The 18,696-nt window shown below is 37.9% G+C and carries 10 protein-coding genes; 4 read left to right on the plus strand and 6 right to left on the minus strand.

Going from position 1 to position 18,696, the window contains the following annotated elements; genetic code table 11:
• Positions 1-21 precede the first annotated feature (21 nt).
• On the minus strand, positions 22-1,416 hold the full coding sequence (gene leuC, locus GJU43_RS07910; RefSeq protein ID WP_154340235.1) for a 3-isopropylmalate dehydratase large subunit: 1,395 nt from the start codon (positions 1,414-1,416) through the stop codon (positions 22-24).
• A gap of 660 nt (positions 1,417-2,076) precedes the next feature.
• Here leuC and dnaE point away from each other — a divergent pair.
• Together dnaE and GJU43_RS07920 are read left to right on the plus strand one after the other, a co-directional pair.
• On the plus strand, positions 2,077-6,615 hold the full coding sequence (dnaE, locus tag GJU43_RS07915; protein ID WP_154340236.1) for a DNA polymerase III subunit alpha: 4,539 nt from the start codon (positions 2,077-2,079) through the stop codon (positions 6,613-6,615).
• Between the two features lie 177 nt (positions 6,616-6,792).
• A complete protein-coding gene (locus GJU43_RS07920; RefSeq protein ID WP_154340237.1) occupies positions 6,793-7,761 on the plus strand; it encodes an outer membrane beta-barrel protein in 969 nt (322 codons plus the stop codon).
• A 192-nt stretch (positions 7,762-7,953) separates the two neighbouring features.
• On the opposite strand, the gene GJU43_RS07925 is transcribed toward GJU43_RS07920, so the two are convergent.
• From GJU43_RS07925 to GJU43_RS07940, 4 genes are all read right to left on the minus strand, one after another.
• Positions 7,954-8,946 carry a Gfo/Idh/MocA family protein gene (locus GJU43_RS07925; protein WP_154340238.1) on the minus strand — a complete coding sequence of 331 codons (993 nt, stop codon included), beginning with the start codon at positions 8,944-8,946 and terminating at the stop codon, positions 7,954-7,956.
• A 554-nt stretch (positions 8,947-9,500) separates the two neighbouring features.
• Entirely contained in the window at positions 9,501-11,609 is a 2,109-nt protein-coding gene (locus GJU43_RS07930) for a prolyl oligopeptidase family protein (RefSeq protein ID WP_154340239.1), read from the minus strand.
• 162 nt (positions 11,610-11,771) lie between these two features.
• Positions 11,772-13,979, minus strand: coding sequence for a TonB-dependent receptor (locus GJU43_RS07935; protein WP_154340240.1), 2,208 nt, complete (start codon positions 13,977-13,979; stop codon positions 11,772-11,774).
• A 158-nt stretch (positions 13,980-14,137) separates the two neighbouring features.
• Complete coding sequence (locus tag GJU43_RS07940) at positions 14,138-14,491, minus strand: hypothetical protein (protein ID WP_154340241.1); 354 nt, start codon at positions 14,489-14,491, stop codon at positions 14,138-14,140.
• 223 nt (positions 14,492-14,714) lie between these two features.
• On the opposite strand from GJU43_RS07940, the gene GJU43_RS07945 reads away from it, so the two are divergent.
• Positions 14,715-15,422 (plus strand): porin family protein, encoded by a 708-nt coding sequence (locus GJU43_RS07945; protein ID WP_154340242.1) that lies wholly within the window; start codon positions 14,715-14,717, stop codon positions 15,420-15,422.
• Here the strand turns inward: GJU43_RS07945 and GJU43_RS07950 are convergent.
• Complete coding sequence (locus GJU43_RS07950) at positions 15,417-16,022, minus strand: hypothetical protein (protein ID WP_229655023.1); 606 nt, start codon at positions 16,020-16,022, stop codon at positions 15,417-15,419. The two genes, GJU43_RS07945 and GJU43_RS07950, sit on opposite strands and share 6 nt — an antisense overlap.
• 185 nt (positions 16,023-16,207) lie before the next feature.
• Between GJU43_RS07950 and GJU43_RS07955 the strand changes: the two genes are divergently transcribed.
• Positions 16,208-18,676, plus strand: a complete 2,469-nt coding sequence (locus tag GJU43_RS07955; protein ID WP_154340243.1) for a bifunctional UDP-N-acetylmuramoyl-tripeptide:D-alanyl-D-alanine ligase/alanine racemase — start codon at positions 16,208-16,210, stop codon at positions 18,674-18,676.
• The last annotated feature ends 20 nt before the right edge of the window (positions 18,677-18,696 follow it).

The following is an 18,696-nucleotide window of genomic DNA, read 5'->3' on the forward strand; positions in this document are numbered from 1 at the left end:
GCTTAAAGCGTATAGCGAGAATTAAAATAATTCTCTTGGGTCTGTTAGTTTTCCGGTAACAGCAGCAGCAGCAGCCATAATCGGGCTTGCTAATAATGTTCTGGAACCAGGGCCCTGACGGCCTTCAAAGTTTCGGTTTGATGTACTAACCGCATATTTTCCGGCTGGAACCTTATCATCATTCATTGCTAAACATGCGGAGCATCCAGGCTGACGTAATACAAAACCGGCTTCCGTAAGAATGTCTAATAAACCTTCTTCTTTAATCTGAGCTTCCACAACGTGAGAACCGGGAACTAGCCAGGCAGTAACATTGTCTGCTTTTTTTCTTCCTTTCACAATTTCGGTAAAAGCTCTGAAATCTTCAATACGTCCATTTGTACAGCTCCCTAAGAAAACGTAATCAATTGGTTTTCCAATCATCACATCGTCTTCTTCAAAGCCCATGTAGGCTAAGGATTTTTTATATGTTTCCTCTCCGCCTTCAACCTGATTGGCATTCGGAATATGTTTAGAGATACCAATTCCCATTCCAGGGTTAGTACCATAAGTAATCATTGGTTCGATGTCAGCAGCATTGATGTTTAATTCGGCATCAAAAACGGCATCGTCATCTGTTTTTAAAGTTTTCCAGTATTCAACTGCTTTGGTCCAGGCTTCCCCTTTTGGTGCATATAACCTTCCTTCAAGGAAATCAAAAGTAGTCTGGTCCGGAGCAATCATTCCGCCGCGGGCACCCATTTCGATACTTAGGTTGCAAACCGTCATACGGCCTTCCATAGTCATGTTTTCAAAAACATCTCCGGCGTATTCAACAAAATATCCTGTACCTCCGGAAGTAGTCAATTGCGCAATAATATAAAGTGCAACGTCTTTTGGCCCCACACCTTTACTTAATTGGCCGTTTACGTTGATACGCATTTTCTTTGGTTTTGGCTGCATGATACACTGTGTAGAAAGTACCATCTCCACCTCAGAAGTTCCGATACCAAAAGCAATCGCTCCAAAAGCACCGTGAGTAGACGTATGCGAATCACCACAAACAATAGTGGCACCCGGCAAAGTAATTCCGTTTTCAGGGCCTACTACGTGTACAATTCCATTTTTAATGTGACCTAATCCCCAGTGTGAAATTCCGTATTCGGCAGCATTATCTTCAAGTGCTTTAAGCTGATTGGCAGATAAAGCATCTTCCACTGGTAAATGTTGGTTTATGGTTGGTGTATTGTGATCGGCAGTTGCAAAAGTACGTTCCGGGTATAAAACCTTTACGCCTCTGGCTTTTAATCCTAAAAAAGCAACGGGACTTGTAACTTCATGAATGAAATGACGGTCAATAAAAAACACATCCGGTCCATCTTCAATTTTACGCACAACATGTGAATCCCATACTTTGTCAAATAATGTCTTACTCATTTTTTATTTTTTTTAATTGTAATTTCTAACCACAGCAATTTCCTGCTCATTATAAATAGGAAAACAAAAGTAAAAAAAGATACAAGGGCGTCAATTTCAATATTTCATTATATACGATACCCAAACTGTAATACAAATCGCTATTGGTATTTACGCGCTTGGATTTTATCGAAAAAGGAATAGAAAACTGAATTTATTTTTCTTTTTCTGCTTAAATTATTTTTTATTTTGATAGTTTGCAAAATTATCTTAAAATATCTATAAAATGGAGTGTTTTGCTTTGAAAAACGCAACAAATTGAATGAAAGTAGTGATAATTGTTGTTTTTGAGGTCGTTTTTTATTTGTGAAATTTCAAATATAAACCCTTTTTGATTATAATAAAACAAGATTCAAAACGAGTATTTTCTTCCATTTTTTAATTGAAATACTACGACATCCAAAGAAGTGATTTTTATCAAATTTTATGTATTTTAAGAGAAATGCTAATGAGTTGATAAGAATAATTTTTTGGCTATTAATCCGTTTTCTTTTTCTAAAAAATGACTAAATTTGAACTTCTTCCATATATGTATTTCGATATTTTTATAGTCCATATAATCAATGTTTTATGCGGATAAAGGACTTTGGATTTGGAATTTAATTTTTGCTATTTAAACTTATGTATTTAATATTCGATACCGAAACAACCGGATTACCCAAACGTTGGGATGCCCCGATAACCGATTCTGATAACTGGCCCCGCTGTATACAGATCGCATGGCAGCTGCATGACGAAATGGGACAATTGATCGAACATCAGGATTACTTAGTTAAACCTGACGGATTTAATATTCCATATGATGCAGAACGTATTCACGGAATCTCCACAGAGTTGGCTGAAGCCGATGGAATCACCCTGGCCGAAGTTTTAGAGAAATTCAACATTGCTTTAAGCAAAACCAAATTTATTGTGGGTCAGAATTTAGGTTTTGACGTTAATATTATGGGAGCCGAATTCCACAGAATGGGAGTGGATTCGCCAATGAGTGCTATGCCGGTTTTAGATACCTGTACGGAGGTAACCGCGTCTTTATTACAGCTTCCGGGAGGCCGTGGAGGTAAATTTAAATTACCAACCTTAACAGAATTACACGAATATCTTTTTAATAAACCTTTCGCAGAAGCGCACAATGCAACGGCCGACGTTGAGGCAACGACGCGTTGTTTTCTTGAATTAATCAGAAGAGAAGTTTTTACCAAAGAAGAACTGGATGTTCCGCAGGATTATTTCAGGGAGTTTCAAAATAGAAATCCGCAGGAATTTCCATTAATTGGTCTGAAACATATCAACTTAAAAGCAGCCTCTGATAAAATCAGGGAGCAATTAAGAGCTTTAGAAGGAAATACCAGACAGACAACGGTTTCAGATTCTGACAGAGCAGATTTTAAAGCGGCAAAATACGCGCATTTACACAATCATACGCAGTTTTCGGTTTTACAATCCACAATAGGAATCGGTAATATCGTTGCGGCTACAGCTAAAAACGGAATGCCGGCCGTTGCCATGACCGATACGGGAAACATGATGGGGGCTTTTCACTTTGTGAGCGCCGTTATGAATCACAACAAAGCGGCATCAGCCAAAAATAAAGCCTTGGTTGAGGCTGGTGAAGAACCAACGGAGACCGAAATCAAACCAATCGTGGGCTGTGAATTTAATGTTTGCGACAACCACCTGGATAAAAGCAAAAAAGACAACGGTAATCAGGTTGTATTGTTAGCCAAAAATAAAAAAGGCTATCACAATCTGGCGAAGATGTCGTCGATTGCCTTTACGGACGGATTTTATTATGTTCCCAGAGTTGATCGAAAAATTATCGAACAATACAAGGAAGATATCATGGTATTGTCCGGAAATTTATACGGAGAAATCCAGAGCAAAATTCTGAACATTGGTGAAAACCAGGCCGAAGAAGCTCTGATTTGGTGGAAAGAACAATTTGGGGATGACTTTTATCTGGAAGTCATGCGCCACAACCAGGAAGATGAGAATCGTGTCAATAAGACGCTGATTGAATTTTCTAAAAAGCACAATGTCAAGTTAATTGCCACAAATAACACCTATTATTTAAATAAAGAAGACGCCAATGCGCACGATATTTTATTGTGTGTAAAAGACGGAGAAAAACAAGCAACTCCAATTGGTCGTGGCCGTGGTTATCGCTACGGACTACCCAATCAGGAATACTATTACAAGTCCCAGGAAGAGATGAAAAAGCTCTTTGCCGATTTGCCGGATGCCATTATCAATATTCAGGAAATTGTCGATAAGGTCGAGATTTACTCGCTTTACAGGGACGTATTGCTTCCGAAATTTGATATTCCCGAAGAATTCGTAGTTCCTGAAGATGAAGCGGATGGCGGAGTAAGAGGTGAAAATAAATATTTGCGACACCTGACTATGGTGGGTGCAAAAAAGAGATATGGAGAAATTACGGAATCTATTCAGGAACGTCTGGATTTCGAGTTATTAACGATTTCCAATTCCGGATATCCGGGGTACTTCCTGATCGTTCAGGATTTCATCGCCGAAGCCCGGAACATGGACGTTTCGGTAGGGCCTGGTCGTGGATCTGCAGCGGGTTCTGCCGTAGCCTATTGTTTGGGAATTACCAACATTGATCCGATTAAGTACGACTTGCTTTTTGAGCGTTTCCTGAATCCGGATCGTGTATCTATGCCCGATATTGATATCGATTTTGATGACGAGGGTCGTGGACGTGTTATGGATTATGTAATCAATAAATACGGTAAAAATCAGGTAGCTCAGATTATTACCTATGGTAAAATGGCCACCAAATCGGCGATTCGTGATACAGCCCGTGTACTGGATTTACCGTTATTTGAAGCTGACAGGATTGCAAAACTGATTCCGGCCATGATGCCGTCGAAATGGAATTTAGCGCGTTTTATTTCTGAAAATGAAGACGAGGTTAAAAAAGCACTTCGTTCGGATGAGTTTGACAATGTAAAAGAATTAATCGCGATTGCCAACGAAGACGATTTGGCCGGAGAAACGATACAGCAGGCAAAAATTCTGGAGGGATCGATGCGAAATACAGGTATTCACGCCTGTGGGGTAATTATTACGCCATCGGATATTACGAATTTCGTTCCCGTTACCACTGCTAAAGATTCTGATTTATATGTAACCCAGTTTGATAACTCGGTGGCCGAAAGTGCAGGATTGCTAAAAATGGACTTCCTGGGTCTGAAGACCCTTACCCTGATAAAAGATACCGTTAAACTGGTAAAATACCGAACCGGAATTGATTTGGATCCGGATGTTTTCCCAATTGATGATCAGGAAACCTACGCACTTTTCCAAAGAGGAGAAACGGTTGGAATCTTCCAGTACGAGTCACCCGGAATGCAGAAATACATGAAGGATCTGAAACCTACGGTTTTCGGAGATTTAATTGCCATGAACGCCTTGTATCGCCCGGGGCCTTTGGAATATATTCCTTCTTTCGTTCGAAGAAAAAACGGAGAGGAAGAAATCAAATACGATTTAGATGCCTGTGAAGAATACTTAGGAGAGACTTACGGAATTACGGTGTACCAGGAGCAGGTAATGCTTTTGTCGCAATCGCTGGCTGATTTTACCAAAGGTGAAGCCGACGTTTTGCGTAAAGCGATGGGTAAGAAACAAAAAGACGTTCTGGATAAAATGAAACCTAAATTTGTGGAGCAGGCAGCAAAAAAAGGTCATGATGCAAAAATTCTGGAGAAAATCTGGAAAGACTGGGAAGCCTTTGCGAGTTATGCCTTCAACAAATCACACTCGACTTGTTACGCCTGGATTGCGTATCAGACCGCTTATTTAAAAGCACACTACCCTGCAGAATATATGGCAGCGGTGCTTTCGAATAATATGAATGATATCAAGCAGGTATCGTTTTTTATGGAAGAATGTAAACGTATGGGGTTAGAGGTTTTAGGACCTGATGTGAATGAATCGTTTTATAAATTTACGGTAAATGATAATTATGCTGTCCGTTTTGGGATGGGAGCAATTAAAGGGGTAGGTTCAGGAGCGGTAGCAACAATTGTAGAAAACAGAAAAGACGGAAGATATAAATCTATTTTTGATTTGGCGAAGCGTATTGATTTACGTGCGGCCAATAAAAAAGCAATCGAGAATCTGGCTTTGGCCGGAGGATTTGATTCGTTTGAAGGAACAACAAGAGCCCAGTATTTTCATGATGATGGCGATGGAATTACATTCTATGAAAAAGCGATGCGTTATGGAGCGAAATTTCAGGAAAACGAAAACTCATCGCAGGTAAGTTTATTCGGAGAAGCAAGTGAAGTCCAGATTGCTGAGCCAGTCGTGCCTCCTTGTGAAGACTGGAGTACCATGGAAAAGCTGGCAAAAGAAAAAGAGGTAGTCGGGATTTATATTTCCGGACATCCGCTTGATGATTTTAGGTTTGAAATGAAATACTTCTGCAATGCCCGACTGGAAGCGCTGAAAAGCATGGAATTATATGTGGGGAAAAACCTGAATTTTGCCGGAATCATCAATAATGTACAGCATCGTGTCGCTAAAAACGGAAAAGGCTGGGCAGTATTTAATTTAGAAGGCTATGATGAAAGTTACGAGTTTAAGATTTTTGGAGAAGAATACTTAAAATTTCGCCATTTCCTGATTCAGAATAATTTTGCTTTCCTGAAAATATTAATAAAAGACGGTTGGGTAAATCATGATACCGGTAAAAAATCGGAGCCGAGAATGCAGTTTGTTGAGATCAGGCAATTGCAGGATATTCTGGAAGCCTTTGCTAAAAAATTGGTTTTATTGCTGAATATTAAAGACCTGAAAACTGAATTTATTCACAAACTGAGTCATTTATTCAATGAAAACAAAGGCGATAATACGGTTACTTTTGAAATCATGGAATTAGAAAAAATAAAACGACTCGTGGCAGTAGAAACACCGACTGATTTTGAAGAAACCGAGGATGCTGTTTTTGCAGAGGAGAATGAAAATGAAGATGCACCGCTCGAAGAAACTAAAATTCAGGAAGTAAATGAGGTTGAGGAAATTAAGGTAGTAACCAAATTAACGATGCCAAGTCGTCGATTGAAGATTAAGATTTCGACAGAATTGTTGCAGGAATTGGAAAAAATGCAGGTTAATTTTAAGCTCAACTAAATTTTAACAGTTAAAATTTAAGAGGATGCGTTTTTTTTTAGTTAAAAATATGCATGCATAATACTTTTTTAGTAATATTGCTCGAAATTACAACGATTTCGCTACAAGTCTAACGAAGCAAACTGTAAGATTGTGTTAAAATAATCTAAGTTTGTATAAATTAATTAAATCAGAATTATGAAAAAGAACCTATTTTTATTAGGATTATTAGTTTGCTCTATGGCCACAATGGCGCAAACAGAAAAAGCAGACAAACCAGAAAGCTGGTATTTTAAATTGGGAGGGTCATATTTCAATCAAACGGCTTCAACTGAGTTTCCAGTTGTTGGAGGTCAATTGCCAAACAGAGATGTTTATGTAGGTACTTTAGCAAATAATAAATTAGCTTCAAGAGAAAGTGTTACAGGATCTTTCGGACAGGGTTTCAGAAGTGGGATTACTGCAGGTTATAGATTTTCTGCACGTTTAGGGGTTGAGATGGCTGCAAACTATTATGTTAGTAACGAAAAAACGATGTCTCAAACAACGAATAGACTTATTTCATATAATCCAGCTAACAGTCCGGCAGCTACATACGTAAGTTTTACTGCGGAAGGAGAAATTAAAGCTTTTGATTTAGCTCCTGCAATTGTAATGTTTTTAGGTGAATCTCATGGTTTTGAGCCATATACTAAAGTTGGAATCATTGTTCCTATCCATGGTACATTAGATATTAAAACGGATAGACAATATACAACGTTCGTAGGTGCTAATCAGGTTGCTTTAACAGATGCATATTCAAAAGATGTTGTGAAACCAAATCCAACTCTTGGATTCATGGCATCTTTAGGTACTTCTTATAAATTAGGAAAACATATTTCTGCTTTCGCAGAATTAGAGTATCGTAACTTTACTGTACACGGAAAAACGAAAGAAACAGAAGTATACACTGAAAACGGAGTAGATAAATTGAATACTACAACTTCATTTAGAGCAGCATCATATTCTGCTAATCATACTAAATATGTAGATCATTTAGACGGAAGCTCTAATAATAAAGATTATAATCCAGCCGGATATGATTCTACTAAACCAATGAACGAATTAAGTTCTTATGTTGGAATTTCAGGTTTAGGTTTGACTTTAGGTCTTAAATACAGCCTTTAATTCTAAGAATTTATAGTTTACAAAAAAGAGGATATTCGAAATAGAATATCCTCTTTTTTTTGGTTTTATATTTTTGTTGTCATTTCGAGGCACGAGAAATCACATCCAATATTCGACAACAGTGCGTTCAAAGCGTGTGTGATTTCTCGTGCCTCGAAATGACAAATTGTGGAGAAAAATGTTTTTTATGATTTATTTCGAATTTCTAAATTCTTTCAACACTTCATCAATAACCCAGGTTGTTCTTGCTGCTGAGGTTCCTTTTGAGGGAGAAACTCCTTCGTTGCCCAAAAGTTCGGCAACAACGGTTTCTATAAAAGGCTGCTGAATATGAAGCGGATTTTCGATCGTAATAGTTTCTTTTTCCCCGTTTGTATATTGAATATGAATCGGGTCATTTCCGAAAGTAGAGAAAGAGATTTTCCCTTTATCACCTACGATTTCAGTATTGTCATAACGTTCAAAACTGGCAAAATTCCATAAACCGGTTCCATGAATGCCGTTTTCGAATAAAAAAGACATCGAAACCGAATCTTCGGCAGGATAAGCGAGAAGCTGAGAAGTCGCATGTCCGCGAACCGATTTGATCGGACCAAAAACAAAGTCCAGAAAATCTAAAGTATGGCAAGCCAGATCAACAAAAATACCACCTCCCGAAATATGAGGTAAAACGGTCCAGGGTAAATTAATATCATCGTCGTATCTTTTTTCAAAAGGATGATATAAAACACAATTTACATGTCTGATTTTGCCTAATTTATTTTGATCTATGAGTTCTTTTATTTTTAAAAATCTTGGCAGACTTCTTCTGTAATAGGCAACAAATAAAGGTACATTATGTTCTTTGCATGCACTTATCATTTCGTTGCATTCTTCAAAGTTCAATGCCATTGGTTTTTCTACATACACCGGTTTTCCGGCTTTGGCACATAAAATTGTATATTCTTTATGAGAGGATGGAGGAGTAGCAATATAAGCGGCATCGACTTCCGGATCGTTAATTAAGTCTACTGCATTCGAATACCATTTTGGAACATTATGACGTTTGGCGTAATCTTCGGCAAGGGCAGCATCCCGGCGCATTACAGCTACTAAAGCTGAATTTGGAGCTTTCTGGAAAGCAGGTCCGCTTTTAACTTCGGTTACATTCCCACAACCTATTATTCCCCATTTTACAATTTTCATTTTTCGGTTTTTTAGTTTCCCAAATTTAAAAAAAGGTTTGCCACTAATGGCACGAATTTTCGCGAATTATTTATTTTGTAGCGGAGTAAAAAAATTCAGTTGCTAATACATGAATTATTTTTTCTCGCAGATCTTGCAGATTTAGCGGATTTTTTTCGAACAGAATCTGCTAAATCTGCGAGATCTGCGGGAGTAAATTATAATAAAAATTCAAAAAGAATAGCCACGATTTGCACGAATTATTTTCACGCAGATTTAAGCAGATGTACACAGATTTTATTTTACCGCAAAGCACGCAAAGTTTTTGTATCGGCTTGGTTGGTAAAAACACAAAGTTCGCAAAGCGGGGTCAATACAAAGCTTTGCGAACTTTGCGGTTTCTGAAGATACTTTCTATGTACAATTTTGCGTGCTTTGCGGTAAAATTAAAGTAGCCCTTGGCAAAATAAACGCACAGATTATAAAAATCATTTAAATCTGTGGCAAAAAATAACCACGAACGCACAAAAATAATTCGTGAATTCGTGGCTAGTTAAAATTAAAAGACTAAAGTTTTACTTTTTAGGCAAAGTTTTAAATCCCATATTGTAAAGCGTGAACGCCTGAATGTCTACATTTTCCTGAATCGTGGCCGCAACAGATTTTCCTGCTCCGTGACCGGCTTTTACATCAATACGGATTAAAACAGGATTGTCTCCCGTCTGTTTCTCCTGTAATTCGGCAGCAAATTTAAAACTGTGCGCAGGAACAACACGATCATCATGGTCTCCTGTCGTCACCATAGTGGACGGATAGTGTACGCCTTTTTTAACGTTGTGAACCGGTGAGTATCCTTTTAGGTATTCAAACATTTCTTTGCTGTCCTGAGCAGTTCCGTAGTCAAAAGCCCAACCTGCTCCGGCAGTAAAAGCATTGTAACGCAGCATGTCCATAACTCCAACAGCCGGTAGGGCTACTTTCATCAGATCAGGACGCTGCGTCATTGTGGCACCTACTAATAAACCTCCGTTTGATCCTCCGCGAATGGCTAAGAAATCAGATGAAGTATATTTTTGGGCAATCAGATATTCGGCAGCAGCAATGAAATCATCAAATACATTTTGCTTTTTCAGTTTGGTTCCTGCATCATGCCATTTTTTTCCATATTCGCCCCCGCCTCTTAAATTGGCAACAGCGTATACACCGCCGTTTTCCATCCAGACAGCATTTGCAATACTGAAACCCGGCGTCAGGCTAATATTGAATCCGCCATACCCATAAAGGATGGTCGGGTTTTTACCATTTAATTTCAATCCTTTTTTATAGGTGATAATCATCGGGATTTTTGTTCCGTCTTTTGAAGTATAGAAAACCTGTTTTGATTCGTAATCGTCACTTTTGAAGTCTACAACAGGCTTTTGATAGATTTCTGATTTCCCTGATTTAGGATCAAAAGAAAAGATAGTTCCGGGAGTCGTATAGTTTGTAAAGCTGTAATACAGAATTTTTTCTTCCTTTTTTCCGCCAAATCCTCCTGCAGTTCCAACCGCGGGAAGTTTGATTTCACGAACTAATTTTCCGTTGTAATCGTATTGCAGTACCAGTGAAACAGCATCCTTGGTATAATTTGCAAAGAAATATCCGGAACCCGTTGAAGGGGCTAAAACATTTTCGGTTTCTTTGATGAAATCTTTCCAGTTTTCCGGTTTTGGATTGCTTACGTCTACCGTAACAATGCGTTTGTTTGGTGCGCCTAAATCAGTATCGATAAACAGTTTACTGCCTTCATTTTCAATAATACTGTTATCGCTGTTAAAGTTGTCCACAATGGTAATAATCGGACTGTCCGGTTTGGATAAATCTTTAATGTATAATTCATTTCCGTACGTAGAATTGGCTGCCGAGATCACCAGGTAGCGATCATCTTCTGTAACATAACCGCCAACATATCTTCTTTTCTGATCGGCTCCAAAAATTATTGTATCGTCTTTTTGAGAAGTGCCTAATTTGTGGAAATACAATTTATGCTGATCTGTTTTGGCAGATAATTCGCTTCCTTTTGGTTTATCATAACTGGAATAGTAAAAACCTTCATTTCCTAACCAGGAAACACCGCTGAATTTGACATCAACGATAGTATCTTCTAAAACTTTTTTCGAAACAGCATCAATGATAATCACTTTTCTCCAGTCGCTTCCGCCTTCAGAAATGGAGTACGCTGCTTTGGATCCGTCTTTAGAGAAATTTAAACCACCCAGTGAAGTTGTCCCGTCTTTAGAAAAAGTATTGGGATCCAAAAAGATTTCATCTTTACCCTTTTCTCCTTTTCTGTAAATTACCGATTGGTTCTGAAGTCCGTTGTTTTTCGAATAATAGGTAAATTTTCCTTCTGTAAAGGGGGCACCTATTTTTTCGAAATTCCAAAGTTTTTCCATTCTTTTTTTAAGCTCTTCGCGAAATGGGATTTTATCTAAATAACCGTAAGTTACTTCATTTTCAGCCTTTACCCAGGCCCCTGTTTCTGCTGATTTGTCATCTTCAAGCCAACGGTACGGATCATTTACTTTCGTATCAAAGTAAGTATCAATTGTTTCTCCTTTTTTGGTTTCGGGGTACTGAATTTTATTTTGTCCAAATGAAATTCCTGCGGTTGTAATAGCCATTATAAGAATTGTTTTTTTCATAGTAAAAGTTTATGGTTCTAACAAAAATAGCACTTTTTGTGGGATGATTAAAAAATTAACCGCAATGTACGCAAGGAGTTTTTCGCAAGGTTCGCAAAGTTTACAATAAAGCTTTGCGAACCTTGCGCTATTCCTTGGCGCACTTTGCGGTTAAAACAAAAATTACAAATTGAAATTCACTCCCAGAACAATGTTTCTTCCAATGTTCGGAATACCGTCTGTTTTTAATCTGGAGAGATGTGCAATGTATTTTTTATCGAATAAATTATTTCCATTCAGATTAATATCGAAGGCCGTTTTACCAAGTTTAACCGTTCCTCCAAAACCTAAATTTACCAGCGTATACCCTTTTGATGCGGTTTCGAAACCACTCACATTATCCTGATCAAAAGTAGAGGAAACGTTCAGGGATGCAAATCCTTCCTCTAACCAATTTTTGATTTTGAATTCCGTTCTAAGCGTATTATTCCAGTTATTAGCCGGAATTAACGGTAAATAATCATTGTTGTCTTTTTTTCCGGTTACGGTTTCAAAGCTGGTTTCAAAGTGCAGCCAGTCTAACGGGTGCGGGTGAAAGTGAAAACCAACTTCACCGCCGTATAGTTTGGCATTATCCTGAATATAGGCAAAAACATCATTGTCCTCTAAGGTTTGGCCTGTTGGGGAAGTATAGATGTAATTGTTGATATGATTGTAAAATCCGTTGATGAAAAATTCAAAATGCGAATTTTTATATTCCAGGTTCAAATCGGTCTGAACGTTTTGCTCGGTTTTTAAGGCAGCGTTTCCAATTTCGTATCTGTTGGTTCCTTCGTGAACACCATTTGACGTTAATTCGGCTAAGTTCGGTGCTCTGAATCCGGTAGCAACATTCAGGCGAAGGGTTAGCGGTTCAGCCAGTTTGGTTTTATAGCCTAATGAAGCATTAAAGCTGTCAAAAGAGCGGTCTAAAGCCTGAAAATAACCTTCTTCGTCTACAATCCCGTGAGCCTCAGAAGTAACATTTCGGTTATCAAAACGCAATCCGGCCTGAATAACATTACTGTTCCATTCGTAATTTGCGGTTCCAAAAACCCCAAAATCATTGGTAGTGGCATCCGGAATTAAGTATTCTTCTCCCGAATTGGTATTCGTCTGGTGCATTCCCTGCACGCCAAGAATAGTTTCAATTTTGCCAAATTTCGGGAAATGGTATTTTGCATTATAATTTAAAGTGTTCAGCTTCATGTGCAAAGACGCTGTATTGCTGTCTTCAAATTCACTTCGGTCATTCGAAATGTAACCTAAGTCAACATCTAATTTCGAATTTTCGAAAAAGATCACGTTGTTTAAACTCAATAAGTGATTGAAAATTCCCTGTCTCGGAAATTGTGTGTCTTTGCTTGAAGACTGTTCCGCAATTCCGTCTTCGGGAATACCGATATCCAATTTATTGTAATTGTATCGTAACACACTTGAAAAAGTCGAGTTGCTGTATCCGATTCCGGTTTTAAAATCCGTTTCGTTGTAACGCGAATTGGTTACACGGTCTCCGTCGGCAATTTTGTAATCGGAATGCGTATTGAAACTTCCGCGCGCTAGAAATTTCCAGTTGTCAGTAGACGTTTTCAGTCCAATAGATGAATTACTTCCTTGTGTATTGGTAAAATATTTTTGACTGAAATTGGCTTTGAAAGTATTCGCATCAGCAAATTTTTCAGGGTTAAAGTACAAAACGCCACCCAAAGCATCAGAGCCGTACAATAAAGAAGCAGGGCCTTTAATGACTTCAACGCTTTCGATTCCGGCATCATTTAAGCCTAAGCCATGTTCATCTCCAAACTGTTGGTTCTCGATACGAACGCCTTGCGAATACACCAAAACACGATTCCCGCTAAGACCTCTGATTACCGGCTTCCCGATAGAAGTTCCCGTTGAAATCTGAGAAACCCCCGGAATGGTTGCCAGACCTTCTATTAAAGTTGAGGTTCCTTTTTGCTGTAATGTTTTGATGCTTTCATGTTCTACTTTCATAACGTTTTGCGATTGCAGTTTGTTGAAAGGCGTAGAAACAATTACTTCATCCATTTCAAAAATAGATTCCAGTAATGTGACGTCCAGCGTATTCTCTTTTGCCGGTTTGGCAATCGTTTTATTTTGCGTGGTGTAACCGACAAAAGTAAAAGAAAGGCGTAAGTTTCCGTTTGGAAGATTAGTGATTTCATATTTTCCGTTGGCGTCAGTGGTGGTGCCTTTATGTAATTCCGGAGCGTAAACAGAGACTCCCGGCATAGGCTGGTTTTGAAGATCGGATACAGTTCCGGAAACGGAATTTTGAGCTGAAAGCAGCCCGGAAAACCCTAAAATAAGGGCTAATATTAGTTTTTTCATTTGAAAATAATGCTATAGTTAAATGGATTTTCTTTTAAAATAAAACACCAAAAACAATACTAAAGTCTGCCAATCCCGATATGGTCAGGATGGGGAAACCCAATGCTTTTTGAAATGTAATGTAAAAGATTTTTGATTTTATTTCGATGTTTCGAAATTTAGGCAACTATAGGGGCTGGAGGACCACGCAGTAAATAAGCACGCTCTGAAAATGGAAATATTTTTTCTGAAAGCGCAAAGAAATAAGGTATTTCTTTATGCGAAGTAGTAAAATCGAATGAAATTTTTTCAGGAACCAAATAGCTTCCAAAAGAAAAATGACATACATAACAAAGATCATAATTATGATGCTGATGGGTGATTTCGCCACTTGGATCACTATAATCGTGATGACATTGTTTCTCTGAAAGTTGCTTTACAATATGCTCATAACTGTGTATGGACTGAAACAATATTGAGAACAATACCGTCAGCGCCAGAGAGACACTTAATATGAGCTGCTTTTTCTTCATTCCAGGCAAAGGTATAAAAGAGCAGTCGAAAATAGATCGATTTTTTTAAATTATGCTGTAGATTTATTAAAATTCCTTAGCCAAATCGTTTTATTTTTAAAGAAAAAGAGAATAATTGCTTTCTAAATCCTCTCCTGAGCCGGCATTATATTATATTTGTAAGTGAAATAAATCATCTTCAAAAAACGTTTACCTGAAAAACTCTTTAAAATCAAAATACAATATGAGATTACTTTTTAGCTGTTTATTTTTAGTCTCGTTTTTTACTGTTTTTTCGCAGGAAGAGACAAAGCCTAAAATAGAGCCAATCGTTAAAATCGATTCGTTGTACCGTGAAGATCAGTTTTACTTTTCTGTTACCTATAATCTTTTTGCCAATATCCCTCCGGGACTGAAACAGGATAAATTTTCTGTGGGACTTTCGGGTGGTTTTTTGCGCGATATGCCCATTAACAAAAAAAGAACACTGGCCTTTGCAACAGGTCTTGGTTTGAGTTATCAGAACTTCTTTCAGAATTTTACGATTTCCAAAGATGGTCAGGGCGCTTTAGTGTATAATGTTAATGACTATAATGAGATTGTTTCCAACCGCTACAGGCAATATTTAATAGATCTTCCGATTGAATTCCGATGGAGAAATTCAACCTATGAAAGTTATAAGTTCTGGAGAGTTTACGGAGGACTTAAGGTCAGTTATGCATTCTCTACCAAATCGGCTGTAGATGATGGCGAGACGACTTATAAAGTCACCAATAATCCGGACATTAACAAATTGCAATACGGAACTTATCTTGCAGCGGGCTACAATACCTGGAATGTTTATATCTATTACGGATTAAATCCTTTATTTAAATCTTCAGTTAAAACGATTTCCGGTCAGAATGTAAATATTCAGACCATCAATGCCGGTCTGATTTTCTATATCCTATAACCACAAGAACAGGAATAAAATCTGGGGAAGGGTTCCGGCTAGAAGACCAATAAGCAATTCTTTATTGGTGTGGGCTTCCATTTCCAGACGGGATGAAGCTACTGCGCCCGTTAAGGTTACTGCCAAAGCCGTCCAATACGGATTTTGCATTTGCAGGTGAATGTTTAATCCTATAATAAAAACAGTAAGACCGCTAATGGCCAGCATGTGAAGGCTTGCCTTTATTTTAAAAAGGGAAAGTACCAGTGCTAAAATGGTACTGAATAAGGCTCCAAGAAAAAAGAAATGAAGTTCCGGATAACGTGTGATGACGATACTTCTCTTAACCAGTAAAATGTATAAAAAGCATTGTAAAATAAGCGGAATTCTGCGCTGTGAAGTGTCAGGAACCATAACAGATTTTATATGTCCGGTAGAGCGAAGTAACAGGAAAAATAATACCGGTACCAAAACGGTTATAATCAGGATTTGAAATAAAACATAATATTTTTCCCTGTTCGTGAAAATGTCCTCTTTGCAGTACAGATAAAACAAAGTGGCATAGACCGATATAAAAACCGGATGCAGGATATAAGAGAATAGGGGCAGTATTTTTTTCAAAACCGGGTAATTTGAGGTATTAAACAAATATAATAAAATAAAGTTTTTTGCTGCGAATTTGATGAGTTTTCACAAATCAAATTATTTTAGACTTAGTTTTTTGACTCAATCATGTGCTGTATTTTTAAGAAAATCACAACTCTTTTCTGTCTTTAATGTTTTAAATTTGACAAAAAGATTTTTAAATGAGCATAGACTTAAAAAACCTCATTCCTGTTCTTCAGGCCGAGTGGATTGGTTTCAATACAGCTACTATTGTAGATCATGTTTCGATCGACAGCCGTTCTTTACAAAACGGATCAAAAACTTTGTTTATTGCACTGTCCGGTATAAATAATGATGCTCATTTGTATATTCCTGAACTTATCGAAAAGGGCGTTCAGAATTTCGTGGTGCAGTATATTCCTGAAAAGGCAAAGGGAAAAGCCAATTTCCTCTTGGTCGAAAATAGCCTGAATGCCTTACAGCAATTTGCGGCGTATTACAGAGATTTATTCCATTTTCCTGTTATCGGGCTAACCGGAAGCAACGGTAAAACGATCGTAAAAGAGTGGCTTAATTTTTTGCTTAGTCCTGATTATAATATTATCCGAAGCCCTAAAAGTTACAACTCTCAGGTGGGGGTTCCCTTATCGGTAATTGCCATTAATGAAAAACATAATCTGGGTATTTTTGAAGCCGGAATTTCTATGGTCAATGAAATGGCCCGTCTGGAGCAGATCATCAAACCGAATATTGGCGTTTTAACCAATATTGGTTCCGCACACGACGAGGGATTTCAGAACTTAGAGCAAAAAATAAACGAGAAATTGCAGCTTTTCAAAAGAGCAGCGGTAATTATCTATCAGAAAAATGAACTTGTTGATGCATGTCTGGCTTCTTTTTCGAAAGAAAATCAATTAAAAAACAGGGTACTTTTTTCGTGGAGTTTCACCGATAAAACGGCGGATGTTTTTGTTCTTAAAAGAGAAAATAAAAACGATACCACCTTTATTCAGTATCAATATAAAAACGAAATTTTTGATGTAGAAATTCCTTTTCAGGATTCTGCTTCAATAGAAAACGCTGTTTCCTGTTTGTTGGTTTTGCTGTATTTCAAATACGACTCCCCAACAATTCAAAACCGAATGCAGCTGCTGTATCCGGTAGAAATGCGCCTTGAAGTAAAAAACGGAATTAACAATTGCAGCATTATTGACGATAGTTACAGTTCGGATTTTCAATCCCTCAAAATTGCCTTGGACTTTCTGGAAAGCCAGAAAAAGAATGCTTCGAAAACGGTAATCTTATCGGATATTTTTCAGAGCGGATTTTCAAATGAGGAATTATATTCGAAAGTAGCGCAATTAATCGCAGACAATAACGTAAACCGCATAATTGGAATAGGGAACACGATTTCGTCCTTTTCAGACAAATTTTCAAATGCGGTAATGTTTCAGACGACAGCCGATTTTATCTCCGGTTTTGAAAGTCTGAGCTTTGCCAATGAAACCATTCTGATAAAAGGGGCAAGGTCTTTTCAGTTTGAAGAGATTGTAGCCCTGCTGGAAGAGAAAACACATGAAACGATTCTCGAAATCAATCTCAATTCCATCAGTCATAACCTCAATTTTTTTAAGGCCAAGCTTGCCGCTAAGGTGAAAATGATGGTGATGGTGAAGGCTTTTGGGTACGGCAACGGAGGTTTGGAAATTGCAAAATTATTAGAATATCATAAAGTAGATTATTTGGGTGTGGCTTTTGCCGATGAAGGAATTTCACTTAGAAGCGGCGGTATCCAATTGCCGATTATGGTTTTGAATCCGGAATCGACAAGCTTCCCTTCGATTATTCAATACCAGCTGGAGCCGGAAATTTACAGTGTAAAAGGATTGAATGCTTTTCTGAAGATTGCCCGCGAAAAGAATCTGAAAGATTATCCTATTCATATAAAACTCGATACAGGAATGCATCGTTTAGGGTTTGAGGAAAATACCCTTGAGGAATTGATTACTACTTTAAAAGGAAATACAACCGTTAAAGTTCAGAGTATTTTATCACATCTGGCAACAAGTGATGATATGACTCATTATGAATTTGTGCTTTCCCAGATTCGCTTATTTGAAAAATTATCGTCTAAATTAATGACAGAATTAAACGTAAACCCAATTCGTCATATTTTGAATACATCCGGAATTAGCAATTTTCCTTCGGCACAATTTAATATGGTGCGTTTAGGAATTGGATTATACGGAGTTTCAAATGATCCGTCAGAACAAAAATATCTCGAAAATGTGGGGACTTTAAAATCGATTATTTCGCAGGTTCGTACCATTCCGGCCGGAGACAGCGTGGGTTATGGCCGAAGATTTATGGCACAGAAAGAAACTAAAATTGCCACCATCCCGATTGGGTATGCCGATGGCATTTCGAGGTTATGGGGAAATGAGATCGGTTATGTAAGTATCAAAAACCAAAAAGCACCCATTGTGGGCAGTATCTGTATGGATATGCTGATGGTTGATGTAAGTGAAATAGATTGCAGGGAAGGGGATTCGGTTGTTATTTTTGGAGAAAATCCGACCGTAACAGAGATTGCAGCCGCTTTACAAACCATACCCTATGAAATTCTTACCAGTATTTCGCAACGGGTAAAGCGCGTTTTTTTCAGGTAGATTTCAGGAATTTTAAAGAA

Origin of the sequence: Flavobacterium sp. LC2016-23, from assembly GCF_009674775.1 — a bacterium.
Taxonomy (GTDB): Bacteria; Bacteroidota; Bacteroidia; order Flavobacteriales; family Flavobacteriaceae; genus Flavobacterium.

Bases quoted from the DNA above. Each gene is read 5' to 3' on its own strand.
- leuC (WP_154340235.1), bottom strand. From the start codon at position 1,416: ATGAGTAAGACATTATTTGACAAAGTATGGGATTCACATGTTGTGCGT.
- dnaE (WP_154340236.1), top strand. From the start codon at position 2,077: ATGTATTTAATATTCGATACCGAAACAACCGGATTACCCAAACGTTGG.
- GJU43_RS07920 (WP_154340237.1), top strand. From the start codon at position 6,793: ATGAAAAAGAACCTATTTTTATTAGGATTATTAGTTTGCTCTATGGCC.
- GJU43_RS07925 (WP_154340238.1), bottom strand. From the start codon at position 8,946: ATGAAAATTGTAAAATGGGGAATAATAGGTTGTGGGAATGTAACCGAA.
- GJU43_RS07930 (WP_154340239.1), bottom strand. From the start codon at position 11,609: ATGAAAAAAACAATTCTTATAATGGCTATTACAACCGCAGGAATTTCA.
- GJU43_RS07935 (WP_154340240.1), bottom strand. From the start codon at position 13,979: ATGAAAAAACTAATATTAGCCCTTATTTTAGGGTTTTCCGGGCTGCTT.
- GJU43_RS07940 (WP_154340241.1), bottom strand. From the start codon at position 14,491: ATGAAGAAAAAGCAGCTCATATTAAGTGTCTCTCTGGCGCTGACGGTA.
- GJU43_RS07945 (WP_154340242.1), top strand. From the start codon at position 14,715: ATGAGATTACTTTTTAGCTGTTTATTTTTAGTCTCGTTTTTTACTGTT.
- GJU43_RS07955 (WP_154340243.1), top strand. From the start codon at position 16,208: ATGAGCATAGACTTAAAAAACCTCATTCCTGTTCTTCAGGCCGAGTGG.